The sequence below is a fragment of the Hydrogenophaga pseudoflava genome (assembly GCF_031020795.1).
Lineage (GTDB): Bacteria > Pseudomonadota > Gammaproteobacteria > Burkholderiales > Burkholderiaceae_C > Hydrogenophaga > Hydrogenophaga pseudoflava_A.
This window is the reverse complement of the sequence record NZ_JAVHJP010000008.1, coordinates 20,618-37,856: the sequence shown is the minus strand read 5'-3', so window position 1 is coordinate 37,856 and position 17,239 is coordinate 20,618. Positions and strand designations below refer to the sequence as shown.

Sequence of the window (17,239 nt, the reverse complement as noted above, 5' to 3'; positions counted from 1 at the left end):
ACCGGCTCAGATGACTTTCGCCCGCATGAGGTCGTTGCTGTTGAGGGCGCCCACCAGCGCGCCGCTGCCGTCGACCACCAGCACGCTGGTGATGCGGCTGGCTTCCATCAGGTCGGCCGCTTCGACCGCCAGCGCGTCGGCGCGCACGGTGCGCGGGTTGGCATGCATCACGTCCCCGGCGCTCAGCGCCCGCAGGTCGGTGCTGTTGCCGGAGCGCTCGATGACGCGCCGCAGATCGCCGTCGGTGAAGATGCCCAGCACCCGCCCGGCCCCGTCGACCACCGCGCTCATGCCCAGTCCCTTGGCGCTCATCTCGCGCATCAGGCCCATCAGCGGCACGTCGGTGGTCACACGCGGCACATCGTCGCCGCTGCGCATGACGTCACTGACATGGGTGAGCAGCTTGCGGCCGAGCGAGCCGCCCGGATGGGAGCGGGCGAAGTCGTCGGCCTTGAAGCCCCGGGCGTTCAGCAGCGCCACCGCCAGCGCATCCCCCAGTGCCAGCTGCGCGGTGGTGCTGGCTGTGGGCGCAAGGTTGTGCGGACAGGCCTCCCGCGCGACGGCGGTGTCCAGCACCACGTCGGCGTGGCGCGCCAGGGTCGATTCCGGCCGCCCGGTGAACGCGACCAGGGGCACGCCCATGCGCTTGATCAGCGGCAGGATGGCCGACAGCTCGTCGCTCTCGCCGCTGTTGCTGATGCCCAGCACCACGTCGGCGGCGGTGATCATGCCCAGGTCGCCATGGCTGGCTTCGGCCGGGTGCACGAACATGGCGGGCGTGCCGGTCGAGGCCAGGGTGGCGGCGAGCTTGCGGCCGATGTGGCCGCTCTTGCCCATGCCCGTGACCACCACGCGGCCGGTGCAGGCCAGCAGGCAGCGCACCGCGTCGGCAAAGCGCTCGTCGAGCCGGCCGGCCAGCGCCGTCACGGCCTCGGCCTCGATCTGAAGGGTTTCGCGCGCCATCGCCAGCAGGCGCGCGGCATCTGGGGAAAGGGCCGTGCTCATGGGCGAATTATCGCGTGGGGCACCCATTACCATCAGGGCGCATGAATTCCCTGGACATCACCCTGCTGTACCTGCTGGCGGCTGTGCTCGGCGTGGTCGGCTGCCGCATGCTCCGGTTGCCGCCCATGCTGGGCTACCTGGTGGTCGGCGTGGTGATCGGTCCGAACGCGCTGGCCCTGGCCCAGAACTCCCAGGGTCTGCGCTACCTGGCCGAGTTCGGTGTGGTGTTCCTGATGTTCGTGATCGGGCTGGAGTTCAGCCTGCCCAAGCTGCGCGCCATGAAGCGCCACGTGTTCGGGCTGGGCCTGTCCCAGGTGGTGCTGACGGTGCTGCTGACCACGCTGGCTTCGCTGGCGCTGGGCTGGTTCCTGCCGACCTGGTGGCAGATGGAGTGGCAGATGGCGCTGGCCCTGGGCGGCGTGATGGCCATGAGCAGCACCGCCATCGTGATCAAGCTGGTGGCCGAGCGGCTGGAGCTGGAGTCCGAACACGGCAAGCGGGTGGTCGGCATCCTGCTGTTCCAGGACTTGGCGGTCGTGCCGCTGCTGGTGCTGATCCCGGCGCTGGGCTCGCCGCCCGACGAGCTGCTCAAGGCCCTGGGCATCGCCCTGCTCAAGGCCACGCTGCTGCTGGGCATCCTGCTGACCGGCGGACAGCGGCTGATGCGGTGGTGGCTGACCCTGGTGGCGCGGCGCAAGAGCGACGAGCTGTTCATGCTCAACCTGCTGCTGATCACGCTGGGCCTGGCCTGGATGACGGAACACGCCGGCCTGTCGCTGGCGCTGGGCGCCTTCGTCGCCGGCATGCTGATCTCAGAGACCGAATACAAGCACCAGGTGGAGACCGACATCCGGCCCTTCCACGACGTGCTGCTCGGCCTGTTCTTCATCACCATCGGCATGCTGCTGGACTGGCGCCTGGTGCTCGAGCGCTGGCCGCTCGTGCTGCTGCTGTTCACGCTGTCGGTCGGATTCAAGCTGGCGATGATCACCAGCCTGACGCGGCTGTTCGGCGCCCCCATGGGCACTGCGCTGCGCACCGGCCTCTACCTGTGCCAGGCCGGCGAGTTCGGTCTGGTGCTGCTGTCGCTGGCCGGGCAGCACCAACTGGTGCCCCCCGCGCTGTTCAACCCCATCCTGGCGAGCATGGTGATCTCCATGCTCGCCACGCCCTTCATCATCCAGTACACCAACGACATCGTCACCCGCGTGGTGGGCAGCGACTGGCTGATGCAGTCGGTGCAGATGACCAGCATCGCCCGCCGCTCGATCAACGCCGACAAGCACGTGATCATCTGCGGCTACGGCCGCTGCGGCCAGAACCTGGCGCGGCTGCTGGAAGCCGAAGGCATTCCCTACATGGCGCTGGACCTGGACCCCGACCGGGTGCGCCAGGCCGCCGCCGCCGGCCATTCCGTGGTGTTCGGCGACGCCGCGCGCCTGCAGGCGCTCATGGCCGCCGGCCTGCACCGCGCCAGCGCCGTGGTGATCACCTACATCGAGACCGCCAGTGCGCTCAAGGTGCTGCACCACGCGCACGAACACGCGCCACAAGTGCCGGTGGTGGTGCGCACCATCGACGATGTGGACGACGGCCGGCTGCGCGCAGCAGGTGCCACCGAGGTGGTGCCCGAGGCCATCGAGGCCAGCCTGATGCTGGCCAGCCACGCGCTGGCGCTGGTGGGCGTGCCGATGCGGCGCGTGATCCGGGTGGTGCAGGACCAGCGCGACGCACGCTACCACCTGCTCAAGGGCTACTTCCACGGCGCCGACGACGACGGGGTGGAGGAGGCCGAACACGAGCGGCTCTCGACCGTGACCATCCCGCCGGGCGGGCGCAAGGTGGGTCGCACGCTGGGCAGCGTGGCACTGGAAGCGATGGGCGTGCGCGTGGCCAGCCTGCGCCGCGCCGGTGGCCAGAACGCCCCGTTCGACGACGACACCGTGCTCGACGGCGGCGACACCCTTGTGCTCAGCGGCAAGGCGCCCGCGCTGGCGCTGGCCGAAGAGAAGCTGCTGGGCGGCGGCTGAACCCCGGGTTTGTCCCAGTCCACCGGCCGGGAACCCTCTCGCGGCGATGGCATCGCATCCCCTTTCAACCCGCTGGAGGATTTGCTGATGGATCGACGCGCTTTCCTGGGCGCCGGCATGGCCGGTGCCACCGCCCTGACCTTTTCATCCGTGTGGTCGCAGCAGGCCACGCCGAACTTCGGACCGCCGGCCCTGCCGGCCAACGGCGCCAAGCGCCTGAAGCTGGGGGCCATGGAGGTCATCGCGCTCAACGACGGCGCGCTGCGTCGGCCGCTGGGCGAGGAGTTCGTGCGCAACGTGCCGCTGGAGCAGGTCAAGTCGCTGCTGGCCTCGCAGAACCTGCCCACCGACTACGTCGACATCCCGTTCACCCCCTTCCTGGTGGTCGGCCCGGCGGGCCGGTTCCTGTTCGACACCGGCTTTGCGGACAACGGCCCGCCGACCACCGGCAAGCTCGCTGGCCAGCTCGGTGCCGCCGGCTTCAAGCCCGAGGACGTCGACCACGTGGTCATCAGCCACTACCACGGCGACCACATCAACGGCCTGCGCAAGAAGGACGGTTCACTGGCCTTCCCCAGGGCCAAGGTGCATGTGCCTGCGCCGGAGCACGCGTTCTGGTTCGACGACGCCAAGATGAACGCAGCGCCGCCTGCGCTCAAGGGCGGCTTCGAGGCGGCGCGCAAGGTCATCGGCAGCATCCCGGCCGACATTCTGATGAAGTACGAGCCGGGCCAGGAGCTGGCGCCCGGCATCCGGGCCGAGGCGGCGTTCGGCCACACCCCCGGCATGAGCATGGTTTCGGTGCAATCGGAAGGACAGAGGTTCATGTACGTGGCCGACCTGACCAACGTGCCCTCGCTGTTCGCGCGCAGCCCCGACTGGGCGGTGCAGTTCGACATGGACGCCGAGATGGCGCGCCAGACACGCCGGCGGGTGTTCGACATGCTGGTCCGGGACAAGGTCATGGCTGGCGGCTATCACTTCCCGTTCCCCGCCTTTGGCATCATCGAAGCCGCGGGCAGCGGCTACCAGTTCAAACCGGTGGCCTGAACGCCCCCTCCAGAGATGCGGTGGAACCGGCTTTGCCGGGCCACTCGCATCGCCCCTTGAGGGGGTGATGCCGCAGGCGGAGCAGGGGTGTCTCCATAATCCACCCATGGACACCACCGCCTTCCTCAAGAGCCACATCCGCACCGTGCCCGACTGGCCCGCGCCGGGCGTGCAGTTCCGCGACATCACGCCGCTGCTGCAGGACCCGCGGGTCTTCCGGGTGCTGATCGACACCTTCGTGCACCGCTACATGGACCCGGCCCTGAGGCCGACCGTGGTCGCGGGTCTGGACGCACGCGGCTTCATCATCGGCTCGGTGCTGGCCTATGAGCTGGGCGTCGGCTTCGTGCCGATCCGCAAGAAGGGCAAGCTGCCCTTCACCACGGTCGAGGAAACCTACGAACTCGAGTACGGCAGTGCCACGGTCGAGCTGCACACCGACGCGGTGAAGTCCGGCGACCGCGTGCTGCTGATCGACGACCTGATTGCCACCGGTGGCACCATGATGGCCGGGCGCCGCCTGCTGGAGAAGCTCGGCGCCGAGGTGATCGAAGGAGCGGCGATCGTGGATCTGCCCGAGCTGGGCGGCTCGCAGAAGCTGCGCGACTCGGGCCTGCCCCTCTTCACGCTGGTTCACTTCGAAGGGCACTGAGCGCCGCCCCCCCGGAGCAGTCTCAGAGCTTGCCGTACTGGGTTTCGCTCAGTTCGGCGAAATCGCTGTGCACCTCCGGCGGCCGTTCCATCTGGGCCGCGGCCGGGGACTCCATGCGGTGCGCAGGCATCGCCGGGGTCTCCAGCGCCGAACGGAAGGCCGCCACCTCCTCGGGCGCCAGCGCGCGCGCAGTGCCGGGCGCCGCCGCACTTCCGCGCCGGGTCTGTGCCGCCACCGAGGCCTTGAGCGCCACGCCCCGCAGATCGTGCACCGGCTGACGGCGCCAGTACACCGCCTGCACCTGCATCGAATGGCGCGAGCGGGCGCTGCCCTGGATCCAGCGCTCGATCTCCAGCAGGTACTCGTCGGGCATCACGTCGGCCGGCAGGGTGAGGTTGATGAGCACCAGGAAGCCGTCGCCGGTGGAGTCCAGGGCCAGCACCTTGAACTCGTAGCTGGAGGACAGTACGCCGGCGCGGATCAAGGACTCACGCACCACCGAAAACAACTGCTCGCGGCGCAGGATGCGCCGCCCCCGTCGCGGCGAGATCAGGGGCAATGTGGTCTGGCCGAAAGAGCGGCGGGGCTTGCGGCCGCCATTGGCTCCGGCATCGGACTTCTTGGCTTGCAACCAGCGTAGGAGGGACATGGGCGGAGTATGCCTTCAGGAACGAGGACTTGAGACGGGCCCCATGGGGCGATCAGGTGACCGCGACCCGCTTGGGCTTGTTGTACATGCGCCGGGCGAGCACCGCCGCCATGGCCACGGTCAGTTCGAGCGCGATGGCGGGATGGCGGGTGGACAGCTCGCGGAACCGCAGCGGGGTCAGGCACCACAGCCGGCTGTGCCCCCCCGCGTTCACAGTCGCGCTGCGGGGCAGGTGGCTGAAGAAAGCGCCCTCGCCCAACACCGATCCCGCACCGACCATGGCGAGGCGCACCCGGTCCTTGTCGTCCTCGTAGTGCACGGTGAGGCTGCCGCTCTCGACAAAATAGACCGTACGGTCCTTCACGCCCTGTTCGATGAGCACCTGCCCCTGGCTCAGTGATACCGGCTGCAGGTAGTCGCTCAGCACCTGCCATTGCGCGTCCGACAGATTCGCCGGAACAGCGTCCAGCGCATTGCTGGTGCGCATGGCCTGCGCCAGCGCCAGCACGTCGAACCGCGCATCGGTGGGAACTCGGGCGTTCATCCCCGCACCATAACGGCCGGGAGCCAGCCCACACAAGGCGCAGTTACGGTTGCTTACGTTTCGGTTCCCAGTGGCGCCGCAATGGTGGTCAGCGGCGCTCCGGTTAACTCCCGGTCACACTTTCGAGTTCGGCAGCCAGCCCCGGAGCCAGCGGCCGGCGCCGCGGTAAGGCGCCATGAGTCGCCAGGACCGGCTGCTCGTGAGCGCGGTCATGCCCTGCTGGCTGTCCCGCAGCGCGGCGCGCGCCTCGTCCAGCGCCCGCTCGGCATGCCGCAGTCGGTCCTCCTGCTGGGCCAGCAGCGCATCCTTCCGTGCCAGGTCCACGGCACCGGCCCCCGCGCGGGCGGTCTCCACCTGCAGTTGCCCTTGCTTGCGCTCCAGCTGGAGCGCGAGCCCCTGTATCTGGCGACGCCAGACCTGGGCGTCCCGCACCGCACGGTCCGCCTTCTGCTGTGAATCGGCCCCGCCGCCATCGGACAGTGGGCCGAGCAGGGGCCGCAGGTCGAAGAATGCCAGCGGCACCTGTTCGTTGGTGATGATCAGCAGGCGCCCCTGCCGGTCAAGATCGAGCCCCTTGGGGCCGCCCTCCTGGGGGTTGGACCGCCCTTGGAGAAAGGTGTCTTCGTCCAGCACCCGCAGTCGGCGGTGCTCCCACCCCCCGTCCTGCCAGCGCCCGTCGGGGCAGCTGTAGACATGCACGAACGGCGCGCCGGCGTCGGCCACCAGCAGGCGGCGCGACGCGGCGGCAAAGCGCAGGCCATGGGGATAGTCCGCGCCCGGCAGCCGGGCATCGGGCTCGGCGTCCGGCCCGAGCGCTCGGCTAGCGTCGTAAAGGCGCACGCATTGTTCGTTGTGGTTGCTGACGGCGATCCAGCGTCCGTCGGGGCTGTGGGCCACCCCGTCGGGAATGTCCAGTCCCCGGGCCAGAAGGGGTGAGCCGGCGACGGCGCGTGGTGACGCACCGTCCGGGTCCACCAGGTGCTGGGTCACCTGGTGTGTGAAGTTGTTGCACACCAGCACATCGAGGCAGCCGCAGCTCAGGGGACGGACGCTGACCGACCCGGGCGTCTCCACCAGCCCCGGTTGAGCCGCCTCGAGGCGGACCAGCGGCTGCAGCTCGCAGGGGGCGGCGTCCACCGCGGGCGGTGGTATGCGAAACACCGGCACACCGCCCTGGCGATTGGCCACCAGCAGGGTATCGTCGCTGCTCCAGCAAAGGCCGTGGGGGTACGCGAACTCGCGCGACACCAGCGGCTGGGGGCTGTGCAGCCGCACTTGCGGCGCGTCTCCGCCCCAAACGATGTCGATGCCCAGAACCAGCACGCGGTTGCACAGGTGGCCGGCAATGGCCAGCCGCCGGTTGTCAGGGGACAGGTGCACGTCCTCGGTTCGGCCCAGCTCCGCCAGAGCCGAGGCCACGCCGGGGCCATACACCACAGGCAGGCGCACCGCCTCCAGCGGTGATGCGGTGGCCGCCGTGGCGGCGTCCGGTTCAATAACGGTCATTGCGGGCCTGCCCGGTGGGTGAACAAAGATGTGTCATTTTGTACCCTCTCCACCGGCCCCAGAGACGCTCACTTCCCGATGCAGAAGCGGGAAAAGATTTCGCCGAGCAGGTCGTCGGCGCTGAACTCGCCGGTGATCTCGCCCAGCGCCCCCTGCGCCAGCCGCAGCTCCTCGGCCAGCAGGTCCAGGTGTTCGGCCTGCGCGGCCAGGTGGCCATCGGCCAGCGCCAGGTGCTCGCCCACGCGGCGCAGCGCCTGCAGGTGCCGCTCGCGCGCCATGAACAGGCCGTCGCCCGCGTGCTGCCAGCCGGCCAGATCAAGCAGGCGCTGACGCAGTGCCTCCAGGCCTTCGCCCTGCTTGGCCGAGATCACCAGCTCGCCCGCCGCCTGCGCACGCGCCATCAGGGCCGACGCGCCCGCACTGCACTGGTCGCGCTTGTTCCACACCGGCAGCAGCGCCACGCCGGAGGGCAGTTCGGCGGCGATCGCAGCGTCGGCGGCCTGGTAGTCGGCCCGGTCGGCGCGGCTGAGGTCGTGCAGGAACAGCACGGCGTCGGCCTGTTCGATCTGCCCCCAGGCGCGCTGTATGCCGATCTGCTCCACCTCGTCCACGTCGGCGCCCTGGCGCAGGCCGGCCGTGTCGATCACGTGCAGTGGCACGCCCTCGATCTGGATGGTCTGCTGTACCAGGTCCCGCGTGGTGCCGGCAATGGGCGTGACGATGGCCAGCTCGGCGCCGGCCAGCGCGTTGAGCAGCGAGCTCTTGCCGGCGTTGGGCTGGCCGGCGATCACCACCTTCAGACCATCGCGCAGCAGCGCGCCCTGGCGCGCCTCGCCCAGCACCGCATCCAGCCCGGCGCGCAGGCGCACGAGCTGGCCGCTGGCGTCGGCCTTCTGCAGGAAGTCGATTTCCTCTTCGGGAAAGTCCAGCGTCGCCTCAACCAGCATGCGCAGGTGCACCAGCGCGTCGCGCAACGCATGGATGCGCTCGGAGAACACCCCGGCGAGCGAACGGCTGGCGCTGCGCGCTGCTGCCTCGGTGCTGGCATCGATCAGGTCGGCCACCGCTTCGGCCTGGGCCAGGTCGAGCTTGTCGTTCAGAAACGCGCGTTCGGTGAATTCGCCGGCGCGCGCCGGGCGCAGGCCGCGCAGCAACGGCTGACGGTCGGCGGCCGCGGACTGCGCCACCTGCAGGCAACGCGCCAGCAGCAGCTGCAGCACCACCGGACCGCCATGGCCCTGCAGTTCCAGCACGTCCTCGCCTGTGTAGGAATGTGGACCGGGAAACCACAGTGCGAGCCCGTGGTCGATGGGCTGGCCGGCGGCGTCGGGGAAGGGCAGGTAGGTCGCTTCTCGGGCCTTGGGCATGCGCCCCAGCAGGGCCTGCACGAACGGCGCCAGGCCTTGGCCGGACACCCGCACGATGCCCACCGCGCCACGGCCGGGCGCGGTGGCGATGGCAGCAATGGGGTCAAGGGCGGCGGCGAGCATGGTCGGATTCTGCGTCAAGGCACTTCAGAAACAGCAAGGGCCGCCGGAGGTGCGGCGGCCCTTGGGGCTGACAGGCAAGCCGTTTACTTGGCGGCCGGCTTGCCCCTGAACAGTTCGAACGGGTTCGTGATCTTCAGCGGCACGCCCATCTTGTGGTTGATGAACGCCTGCTGGGCGATGGTCAGCAGGTTGTTGGTGATCCAGTACAGCACCAGACCGGCCGGGAAGAAGAAGAACATGACCGAGAACATCAGCGGCATCAGCCACATCATCTTGGCCTGCAGCGGGTCGGGCGGCAGCGGATTCAGCGCGGTCTGCACGATGGTGGTCAGCGTCATCACCGCCGGTAGCACGTAGAACGGGTCGAGCGTGGAGAGGTCGGTGATCCAGCCGATCCAGGGAGCATTTCGCATCTCCACCGACGACAGCAACACCCAGTACAGCGCGATGAACACCGGGATCTGGATCAGGATCGGGAAGCAGCCACCCAGCGGGTTGACCTTCTCTTCCCGGTAAATCTTCATCATCTCCTGCTGCATCAGCTGCGGGTTGTTCTTCAGGCGCTCGCGCATTTCCATGATGCGCGGGTTGATGGCCTTCATCTTGGCCATCGAACGGTAGGCGCTCGCGTTGAGCCAGTAGAACGCCGCCTTGAGCAGCACCACCAGCAGCACGATCGCCCAGCCCCAGTTGCCCACGAAGCTGTGGATCTTTTCCAGCAGCCAGTACAGCGGCTTGGCGATGATGGTCAGCCAGCCGTAGTCTTTCACCAGTTCCAGGCCGGGGGCCGTGGTTTCGAGCACCTTCTCCAGCTGCGGTCCGACAAAGAGCCGGGCATCGAGCTTCTGGCTCTGTCCCGGCGCGATGGCGGGCAGGGTGCTGATGGCGCCGATGGAGAACAGGTTGTTGTCGATGCGGCGGGCGAAGTTCTCGCGCGCGGTGCCCTCGGGCAGCAGCCAGGCCGAGGTGAAGTAGTGCTGCACCATGGCCACGTAGCCGTCCGTGGCGCTCTTCTCGAAGGTGGCCTTGTTGTCGGTGATCTGGCCGAATTCGATCTTCTGGTACTTCTGGGCCGAGGTGTAGACCGCCGGGCCGGTGAAGGTCGAATAGAACGGCGTCTCGCTGTCGGTCTTGTTGCCGTCGCGCACCAGCTGCACATACAGCTGCGGGGTGACAGGCGCGGCGCCGGTGTTGACCACCTCGTGCGCCACATCGATGGTGTAGCTGCCGCGCTTGAGCGTGTAGGTCTTGATGAGCTTGACGCCACCGACGTCGGCCGACTCGAACTTCACCGCCAGCGTGTCCTGGCCGTCCGCCAGCGATGTGGCCCCGGGCACCAGGGTCATGGGCGTCTTGTGCGTCGGGAAGCTGCCGCCGATGAGGCCGGTCTGCGCGACGTAGGTGTGCTGGTCGTTCTGGGCCAGCAGCTGGAACGGCTCGGAACCGAGCTGCTTGCTGGCGTGCTGCAGCAGCGTGGCGCCGATCAGCGAACCGCCTTCGCTGTTGAAGGCGAGCTTGAACACATCGGTGGTCACCTCGTGGCGCATGGCCGTGGGCGCGGGCGCGCCCGCGTCGGGCGCGACAGCTGCACCGGCCACTGCAGGCGCGCTGGCCGATGTGGCAGCCGGCACGCTGGCATCGGGCGCTGGCGCTGCTTTCTGCTCAGCCGGCGCAGTCGCAGCCGACGAAGGGAAGAAGGTGGGCGCCTTGCCGTTGTGGATCTGCCACTTGTCCCAGATCAGGACCATCGAAAAACCAAAGACCACCCAGAGGATGGAACGGCGGATGTCGTTCATGAAGGGTTCTTCTTTTCTGAGGAAACAGGAATCAGGTGAGAGAACAGTGCGGGTGTCGTGTCGGGCACCGGGTCGCAGCCTCCCTCGCACCAGGGACCACAGCGGCCGATGCGCCTGAGCATCAGGTAACCACCGGCCAGGGCGCCATGGCGCTGCAACGCCCCCAGCGCGTAGACCGAACAGGTGGGCTCGAAGCGGCAGCTGCCGCCCAACCAGGGACTGAGGAACAGGCGGTAGCCCCTGACCAGTCCGATCAGGGCCTGACGCGGCCAGTCGCGCATCATGCCGCAACCTCCGGCCGTGCGGCGACGCGCCCGAGCAACTGGGTCAGCTCGGTGCGCACCGCCTGCTTGAGCAGGTCGGACGTGGCGCTCACAAACTGCTCCCGGCTGAAGCCGCTGCGCAGGCGCACGACCAGCGCCGCCGGCGGCAACCGGTCCGCAACCAGGCGGGCGGCCTCGTACACCTGACGCCGGATAGCGTTGCGCGTGACGGCCCGCTTGGCCCAGCGTTTGGGCAGCACGACCCCCACCCAGGTGTCGGACACCGGAAACAGCAAACGCCCGTGCTCCGGTCCGGGCAATGCCAACCGGTGCAGGGCGAAATGAGGGGTTTTGGCCACGATGGCACCCGCCATGGCGGCCTGGAACTGGGGCCGGGTCCGGATGCGCTGCATCAGACGACCGGAGTCACAGGCGCGCTGGAGAGCGTGGGCCCGGCCGACCAACAACCGATCGATGCGGCAGGGCGTATCAGGCTCAGACGGCCAGACGCTTGCGGCCCTTGGCGCGGCGTGCGTTGATGACGGCGCGGCCACCGCGGGTCTTCATGCGCACGAGGAAACCGTGGGTACGGGCGCGCTTGATCTTCGAAGGCTGGTAGGTGCGTTTCATTGCCATGGCAGTGCGGCCCAGGCAAGGCCAGGGCTATTTCAAGTTGGAGGGAAACCCGCAATTATCGCCGAGAAAGCCTGAAACCAGCAAGCGCAGCCGTCTCGAACCCCATTCCCGACCGGTCTGGCCGTCCGGGGACCGAACTTGTAACAGTCGCCCCAAGGGTGTGGATAACTTTTCTGCGGGCCTACAATGCCGGTCCAGCCCCGAGCCGTTTGTCCACAAGAACAACCTTCCTTTCCCGTTTCATGATCGAGGGCCATTCCCCCCTTTCTGCTGCCAGCGACGCCTCGTCGCTCTGGCTGTCCTGCGTCGACCGTCTGGCCCAGGAAATTCCCGAGCAGCAGTTCAATACCTGGATCCGCCCCCTTTCGGCCACCGTCGCCCCCGATGGTTCGCGGGTGACCGTGGCCGTCGCCAACCGCTTCAAGATGGACTGGATCCGGGCCCAGTACGCCGCCCGCATCTCCGCCTTGCTGGAAGGCATCCAGGGTGCTCCGGTTCTTTTGGAGTTAGCGCTTGCTCCGCGCGAAACGCCGAGCCGGACTGTGCCGTCTTCTCGCACCGTGCAGGAGCAGGTGCTGGCCGAGCTGCCCGACGTGGCGCCCACTGAGCCGACCGCCACCACCGGGCCACGCAGCCGCCTGAACCCGGCACTGACCTTCACCACCCTGGTCGAAGGCTCGGCCAACCGCATGGCGCGCGCCGCGGCGATGCACGTGGCCGGTAGTCTGGGCCAGCTCTACAACCCGCTGTTCATCTACGGCGGCGTCGGTCTGGGCAAGACCCACCTGGTGCACGCGATCGGCAACCAGCTGCTGGCCGACAAGCCGCAGGCCAAGGTTCTGTACATCCACGCCGAACAGTTCGTCTCGGATGTGGTCAAGTCCTACCAGCGCAAGACCTTCGACGAATTCAAGGAGCGCTACCACTCGCTCGATCTGCTGCTGATCGACGACGTGCAGTTCTTCGCCAACAAGGAGCGCACGCAGGAGGAGTTCTTCAACGCCTTCGAGGCGCTGCTGGCCCGCAAGAGCCATATCGTGCTGACCAGCGACACCTACCCCAAGGGCCTGGCCGACATCCATGAGCGGCTGGTCTCGCGCTTTGATTCGGGCCTGACGGTGGCCATCGAGCCGCCCGAGCTGGAGATGCGGGTGGCGATCCTGATCAACAAGGCCGCGGCCGAGAACGCCGTGATGCCCGAGGAAGTGGCCTTCTTCGTCGCCAAGAACGTGCGCTCGAACGTGCGCGAGCTCGAAGGCGCGCTGCGCAAGATCCTGGCCTACAGCCGCTTCAACCAGAAGGACATCTCGATCCAGCTGGCGCGCGACGCACTCAAGGATTTGCTGTCGATCCAGAACCGCCAGATCTCGGTCGAGAACATCCAGAAAACCGTGGCCGACTACTACAAGATCAAGGTCGCGGACATGTATTCGAAGAAGCGCCCGGCCAGCATTGCGCGGCCGCGCCAGATCGCGATGTTCCTGGCCAAGGAGCTGACCCAGAAGAGCCTGCCCGAGATCGGCGAGCTGTTCGGTGGCCGGGACCACACGACCGTGCTGCACGCGGTGCGCAAGATCGCCGCCGAACGCCAGACCAACACCGAGCTGAACCAGCAGTTGCACGTGCTGGAGCAGACCCTGAAAGGCTGACCGTGGGCGCCAGGGGTGGTCTGTAAAAACAGGTGAAAATAGGCACGTTTTGGGTTTCGAGGGGGCTGCGAGGAACGCCCGAGGAGAGCGCCGTGACAAAGCGCCAGTCAACCAGTGACGAAAGAGTCTGACATGATCGTTTTGAAGTCTTCCCAGGCCCAGGTGCTGGCCGCACTGCAGTCGGTCGCCGGCATCGTCGAGCGGCGCCACACGCTGCCCATCCTGGCCAACGTGTTGCTGCGCAAGACCGGCTCGCAGGTCCAGCTGACCACCAGCGACCTCGAAATCCAGATCCGCACCACGGCCGAGCTGGGCGGCGACGACGGCAGCTTTGCCACCACGATCGGCGCCCGCAAGCTGATCGACATCCTGCGCACCATGCCGGCCGACCAGGCCGTGAGCCTGGAGCACACCGGAGGCAAGACCATTCTCAAGGGAGGCAAGAGCCGCTTCACGCTCCAGAGCATGCCGCCCGAGGACTTCCCGCTGGTGCAGGAATCGGCCAGCTTCGGCCCCGTGTTCAGCGTGCCGCAGAAGACGCTCAAGAGTCTGCTGGGCCAGGTCTCGTTCGCGATGGCGGTGCACGACATCCGCTACTACCTCAACGGCATCCTGTTCGTGGCCGAAGGCCAGAAGCTCTCGCTGGTCGCCACCGACGGCCACCGCCTGGCATTCGCCAGCGCCGAACTCGACGTGGAGGTGCCCAAGCAGGAGGTCATCCTGCCGCGCAAGACCGTGCTCGAACTGCAGCGCCTGCTGTCTGACAAGGAAGGCGCGATCGAGATGCAGTTCGCCGCCAACCAGGCCAAGTTCAGCTTCGACGGCATGGAGTTCGTCACCAAGCTGGTCGAGGGCAAGTTCCCCGACTACAACCGCGTCATCCCGAAAAACCACAAGAACATCGTCACGCTGGGTCGCCAGCCGCTGCTGGCCAGCCTGCAGCGCACCGCGATCATGACCAGCGAGAAGTTCAAGGGCGTGCGCCTGAACGTCGAGCCGGGCACGCTGCGCGTCGCCTCCAGCAACGCCGAGCAGGAAGAGGCGGTCGACGAGCTCGACATCGACTACGGCGGTGACGCGATCGAGATCGGTTTCAACGTCACCTACCTGATTGACGCGCTGCAGAACATGGGCCAGGAGATGGTCCGCATCGAACTGCAGGACGGCAACAGCTCCGCGCTGATCACCAACCCCGAAGACAACGCGTTCAAGTACGTCGTGATGCCCATGCGGATCTGATCCGCTGACACCAAGCGATACACCTTCCAAACCCGCGAGCCACGCGGGTTTGGCGTTTACTGAGTCAGAGAAATTTCCACCATGTCCGAAGCCAGCAAGCCCGTTGACCCGTCCGAAAACGGTGCCGCCCACCCCGACAGCTCCAATTTCCAGCCCAAGATCGACGCCCACCAGGCCGGCGCGAGCGAGGGTTATGGCGAAGGCGCGATCCAGATCCTGGAAGGCCTGGAGGCGGTGCGCAAGCGCCCGGGCATGTACATCGGCGACACGTCCGACGGCACCGGCCTGCACCACCTGGTGTTCGAGGTGGTCGACAACTCCATCGACGAAGCGCTGGCCGGCCATTGCGACGACATCGTCGTCACCATCCACACCGACAACTCCATCAGCGTGGTGGACAACGGCCGCGGCATCCCGACCGGCGTGAAGATGGACGACAAGCACGAGCCCAAGCGCTCGGCGGCCGAAATCGCGCTGACCGAGCTGCACGCGGGCGGCAAGTTCAACCAGAATTCCTACAAGGTCTCGGGCGGCCTGCACGGCGTGGGCGTGTCCTGCGTGAACGCGCTGTCCGTGTGGCTGCGCCTGACTGTGCGCCGCGAAGGCCAGATGCACCAGATCGAGTTCGCGCGCGGCTTCGTGCAGAACCGCATCGTCGAGCAGCGCGACGGCGTCGAGATTTCGCCGATGAAGGTGATCGGCCAGACCGAGAAGCGCGGCACCGAGGTGCACTTCCTGCCCGACACCGAGATCTTCAAAGAGAACAACGACTTCCACTACGACATCCTGGCCAAGCGCCTGCGCGAACTCTCGTTCCTGAACAACGGCGTGCGCATCCGCCTCAAGGACGAGCGCAGCGGCAAGGAAGACGACTTCTCCGGCGCGGGCGGCGTCAAGGGCTTCGTGGAGTTCATCAACAAGGGCAAGCAGGTCCTGCACCCGAACTGCTTCCACGCCATCGGCGACCGCCAGAGCGACCAGGGCACCAACATCGGCGTCGAGGTGGCCATGCAGTGGAACAGCGGCTACAACGAACAGGTGCTCTGCTTCACCAACAACATCCCGCAGCGCGACGGCGGCACCCACCTGACCGGCCTGCGCGCCGCGATGACCCGCGTCATCAACAAGTACATCGAAGAGAACGACCTGGCCAAGAAGGCCAAGGTGGAAGTGACCGGCGACGACATGCGCGAAGGCCTGTGCTGCGTGCTCTCCGTCAAGGTGCCCGAGCCCAAGTTCAGCAGCCAGACCAAGGACAAGCTGGTCTCCAGCGAAGTGCGCGGCCCGGTGGAAGACGTGGTGGCCCGTCTGCTGACCGACTACCTGCAGGAAAAGCCCAACGACGCCAAGATCATCTGCGGCAAGATCGTCGAGGCCGCCAAGGCCCGCGAAGCCGCCCGCAAGGCGCGCGAGATGACGCGCCGCAAGGGCGTGCTCGACGGCATGGGCCTGCCCGGCAAGCTGGCCGACTGCCAGGAAAAAGACCCCGCCCTGTGCGAGATCTACATCGTGGAGGGCGACTCCGCCGGTGGCTCGGCCAAGCAGGGGCGCGACCGCAAGTTCCAGGCGATCCTGCCGCTGCGCGGCAAGATCCTGAACGTGGAGAAGGCGCGCTACGAGAAGCTGCTGTCGTCCAACGAAATCCTGACCCTCATCACCGCGCTGGGCACCGGCATCGGCAAGGCCGGCGGCGGTGAAGGCGCGGGCGGCGAGGGCAAGGACGACTTCGACGTCGCCAAGCTGCGCTACCACCGCATCATCATCATGACCGACGCCGACGTCGACGGCGCCCACATCCGCACCCTGCTGCTGACCTTCTTCTACCGCCAGATGCCCGAGCTGGTCGAGCGCGGCCACATCTACATTGCGCAGCCGCCGCTGTACAAGGTCAAGAGCGGCAAGGAAGAGCTGTACCTGAAGGACGCCGCTGCACTGGACCAGTACCTGCTGCGCATCGCGCTGAACGGCGCCAAGGTGCAGACCGGCGGTGCGGCCAACACCGTGCTCGAGGGCGACACTCTGGCCGAGCTGGCGCGCAAGCACCAGGCCGCCGAGCGCGTGATCGACCGCCTGTCCAACTTCATGGACGCCGAGGCCCTGCGCGCCATCGCCGACGGCGTGAGCGTCAAGCTCGACACCGTGGAAGAGGCCGAGGCCAGCGCCGTCGCGATGCAGGCCAAGCTGGCCGAGCTGAGCACCACCGGCGTGCCGCCCGAAGTGGCCGGCGAGTTCGACGCGCGCAGCGACAAGCCCATCTTGCGCATCAGCCGCCGCCACCACGGCAACGTCAAGAGCAGCATCCTCACGCAGGACTTCGTGCACGGCGCCGACTACGCGGCCCTGGCCACCGCGGCCGACACCTTCCGCGGCCTGCTCGGCGAAGGCGCCAAGGCCCTCCGCGGCGAAGGCGACAAGCAGAAGGAAGAGCGCGTGAGCGACTTCCGCCAGGCCATGCAATGGCTGATCAGCGAAGCCGAGCGCACCACCAGCCGCCAGCGCTACAAAGGCCTGGGCGAAATGAACCCCGAGCAGCTGTGGGAAACCACCATGGACCCGCAGGTCCGCCGCCTGCTGCGCGTGCAGATCGACGACGCCATCGAAGCCGACCGCGTGTTCACGATGCTGATGGGGGATGAGGTGGAACCGCGGCGGGATTTCATCGAGACAAACGCGCTGCGGGCTGGCAACATCGACGTTTAATGTAAGTGTAGAGCGACCCATAAGCTGAGA

The 17,239-nt window shown here is 67.5% G+C and carries 15 protein-coding genes; 6 read left to right on the top strand and 9 right to left on the bottom strand.

The window, feature by feature from the left end:
- Nucleotides 1–6 precede the first annotated feature (6 nt).
- Nucleotides 7–1,005 carry a KpsF/GutQ family sugar-phosphate isomerase gene (locus RCO38_RS21345; protein ID WP_308330464.1) on the bottom strand — a complete coding sequence of 333 codons (999 nt, stop codon included), beginning with the start codon at nucleotides 1,003–1,005 and terminating at the stop codon, nucleotides 7–9.
- A gap of 41 nt (nucleotides 1,006–1,046) precedes the next feature.
- On the opposite strand from RCO38_RS21345, the gene RCO38_RS21340 reads away from it, so the two are divergent.
- The 3 genes from RCO38_RS21340 (at nucleotide 1,047) to RCO38_RS21330 (ending at nucleotide 4,737) form a co-directional block, all read left to right on the top strand.
- Nucleotides 1,047–3,035, top strand: coding sequence for a cation:proton antiporter domain-containing protein (locus tag RCO38_RS21340; protein ID WP_308330463.1), 1,989 nt, complete (start codon nucleotides 1,047–1,049; stop codon nucleotides 3,033–3,035).
- Nucleotides 3,036–3,122: 87 nt separating this feature from the next.
- Entirely contained in the window at nucleotides 3,123–4,085 is a 963-nt protein-coding gene (locus tag RCO38_RS21335; protein ID WP_308330462.1) for an MBL fold metallo-hydrolase, read from the top strand.
- A gap of 106 nt (nucleotides 4,086–4,191) precedes the next feature.
- Nucleotides 4,192–4,737: an adenine phosphoribosyltransferase gene (locus RCO38_RS21330; RefSeq protein ID WP_308330461.1), complete on the top strand. Its 546-nt coding sequence runs from the start codon at nucleotides 4,192–4,194 to the stop codon at nucleotides 4,735–4,737.
- Between the two features lie 22 nt (nucleotides 4,738–4,759).
- Here the strand turns inward: RCO38_RS21330 and RCO38_RS21325 are convergent, their stop codons facing one another.
- From RCO38_RS21325 to rpmH, 8 genes are all read right to left on the bottom strand, one after another.
- Nucleotides 4,760–5,386 carry a hypothetical protein gene (locus RCO38_RS21325; RefSeq protein WP_308330460.1) on the bottom strand — a complete coding sequence of 209 codons (627 nt, stop codon included), beginning with the start codon at nucleotides 5,384–5,386 and terminating at the stop codon, nucleotides 4,760–4,762.
- A gap of 52 nt (nucleotides 5,387–5,438) precedes the next feature.
- Nucleotides 5,439–5,930: a Crp/Fnr family transcriptional regulator gene (locus tag RCO38_RS21320; RefSeq protein ID WP_308330459.1), complete on the bottom strand. Its 492-nt coding sequence runs from the start codon at nucleotides 5,928–5,930 to the stop codon at nucleotides 5,439–5,441.
- A 114-nt stretch (nucleotides 5,931–6,044) separates the two neighbouring features.
- Nucleotides 6,045–7,436, bottom strand: coding sequence for an LpqB family beta-propeller domain-containing protein (locus tag RCO38_RS21315; protein ID WP_308330458.1), 1,392 nt, complete (start codon nucleotides 7,434–7,436; stop codon nucleotides 6,045–6,047).
- A 68-nt stretch (nucleotides 7,437–7,504) separates the two neighbouring features.
- Entirely contained in the window at nucleotides 7,505–8,926 is a 1,422-nt protein-coding gene (mnmE, locus tag RCO38_RS21310; protein WP_308330457.1) for a tRNA uridine-5-carboxymethylaminomethyl(34) synthesis GTPase MnmE, read from the bottom strand.
- 83 nt (nucleotides 8,927–9,009) lie between these two features.
- Entirely contained in the window at nucleotides 9,010–10,722 is a 1,713-nt protein-coding gene (gene yidC, locus RCO38_RS21305) for a membrane protein insertase YidC (protein ID WP_308330456.1), read from the bottom strand.
- Complete coding sequence (gene yidD / locus RCO38_RS21300; RefSeq protein ID WP_308330455.1) at nucleotides 10,719–11,006, bottom strand: membrane protein insertion efficiency factor YidD; 288 nt, start codon at nucleotides 11,004–11,006, stop codon at nucleotides 10,719–10,721. Before yidD ends, yidC begins: the two co-directional genes overlap by 4 nt.
- Complete coding sequence (locus tag RCO38_RS21295; protein WP_308330454.1) at nucleotides 11,003–11,398, bottom strand: ribonuclease P protein component; 396 nt, start codon at nucleotides 11,396–11,398, stop codon at nucleotides 11,003–11,005. Before RCO38_RS21295 ends, yidD begins: the two co-directional genes overlap by 4 nt.
- Before the next feature lie 82 nt (nucleotides 11,399–11,480).
- On the bottom strand, nucleotides 11,481–11,615 hold the full coding sequence (rpmH, locus tag RCO38_RS21290) for a 50S ribosomal protein L34 (RefSeq protein WP_066096666.1): 135 nt from the start codon (nucleotides 11,613–11,615) through the stop codon (nucleotides 11,481–11,483).
- A 248-nt stretch (nucleotides 11,616–11,863) separates the two neighbouring features.
- On the opposite strand from rpmH, the gene dnaA reads away from it, so the two are divergent.
- The 3 genes from dnaA (at nucleotide 11,864) to gyrB (ending at nucleotide 17,209) form a co-directional block, all read left to right on the top strand.
- Entirely contained in the window at nucleotides 11,864–13,270 is a 1,407-nt protein-coding gene (gene dnaA / locus RCO38_RS21285) for a chromosomal replication initiator protein DnaA (RefSeq protein ID WP_308330453.1), read from the top strand.
- Between the two features lie 132 nt (nucleotides 13,271–13,402).
- The gene (gene dnaN, locus RCO38_RS21280) at nucleotides 13,403–14,509 is read left to right on the top strand and encodes a DNA polymerase III subunit beta (protein ID WP_308330452.1); all 1,107 of its coding nucleotides are present in this window, start codon (nucleotides 13,403–13,405) and stop codon (nucleotides 14,507–14,509) included.
- Nucleotides 14,510–14,590: 81 nt separating this feature from the next.
- Complete coding sequence (gene gyrB / locus RCO38_RS21275; RefSeq protein ID WP_308330451.1) at nucleotides 14,591–17,209, top strand: DNA topoisomerase (ATP-hydrolyzing) subunit B; 2,619 nt, start codon at nucleotides 14,591–14,593, stop codon at nucleotides 17,207–17,209.
- The last annotated feature ends 30 nt before the right edge of the window (nucleotides 17,210–17,239 follow it).

Bases quoted from the DNA above. Each gene is read 5' to 3' on its own strand.
- mnmE (WP_308330457.1), bottom strand. From the start codon at position 8,926: ATGCTCGCCGCCGCCCTTGACCCCATTGCTGCCATCGCCACCGCGCCC.
- RCO38_RS21345 (WP_308330464.1), bottom strand. From the start codon at position 1,005: ATGAGCACGGCCCTTTCCCCAGATGCCGCGCGCCTGCTGGCGATGGCG.
- yidD (WP_308330455.1), bottom strand. From the start codon at position 11,006: ATGATGCGCGACTGGCCGCGTCAGGCCCTGATCGGACTGGTCAGGGGC.
- RCO38_RS21320 (WP_308330459.1), bottom strand. From the start codon at position 5,930: ATGAACGCCCGAGTTCCCACCGATGCGCGGTTCGACGTGCTGGCGCTG.
- yidC (WP_308330456.1), bottom strand. From the start codon at position 10,722: ATGAACGACATCCGCCGTTCCATCCTCTGGGTGGTCTTTGGTTTTTCG.
- gyrB (WP_308330451.1), top strand. From the start codon at position 14,591: ATGTCCGAAGCCAGCAAGCCCGTTGACCCGTCCGAAAACGGTGCCGCC.
- RCO38_RS21325 (WP_308330460.1), bottom strand. From the start codon at position 5,386: ATGTCCCTCCTACGCTGGTTGCAAGCCAAGAAGTCCGATGCCGGAGCC.
- RCO38_RS21295 (WP_308330454.1), bottom strand. From the start codon at position 11,398: ATGCAGCGCATCCGGACCCGGCCCCAGTTCCAGGCCGCCATGGCGGGT.
- RCO38_RS21330 (WP_308330461.1), top strand. From the start codon at position 4,192: ATGGACACCACCGCCTTCCTCAAGAGCCACATCCGCACCGTGCCCGAC.
- RCO38_RS21340 (WP_308330463.1), top strand. From the start codon at position 1,047: ATGAATTCCCTGGACATCACCCTGCTGTACCTGCTGGCGGCTGTGCTC.
- RCO38_RS21335 (WP_308330462.1), top strand. From the start codon at position 3,123: ATGGATCGACGCGCTTTCCTGGGCGCCGGCATGGCCGGTGCCACCGCC.
- RCO38_RS21315 (WP_308330458.1), bottom strand. From the start codon at position 7,436: ATGACCGTTATTGAACCGGACGCCGCCACGGCGGCCACCGCATCACCG.
- dnaN (WP_308330452.1), top strand. From the start codon at position 13,403: ATGATCGTTTTGAAGTCTTCCCAGGCCCAGGTGCTGGCCGCACTGCAG.
- rpmH (WP_066096666.1), bottom strand. From the start codon at position 11,615: ATGAAACGCACCTACCAGCCTTCGAAGATCAAGCGCGCCCGTACCCAC.
- dnaA (WP_308330453.1), top strand. From the start codon at position 11,864: ATGATCGAGGGCCATTCCCCCCTTTCTGCTGCCAGCGACGCCTCGTCG.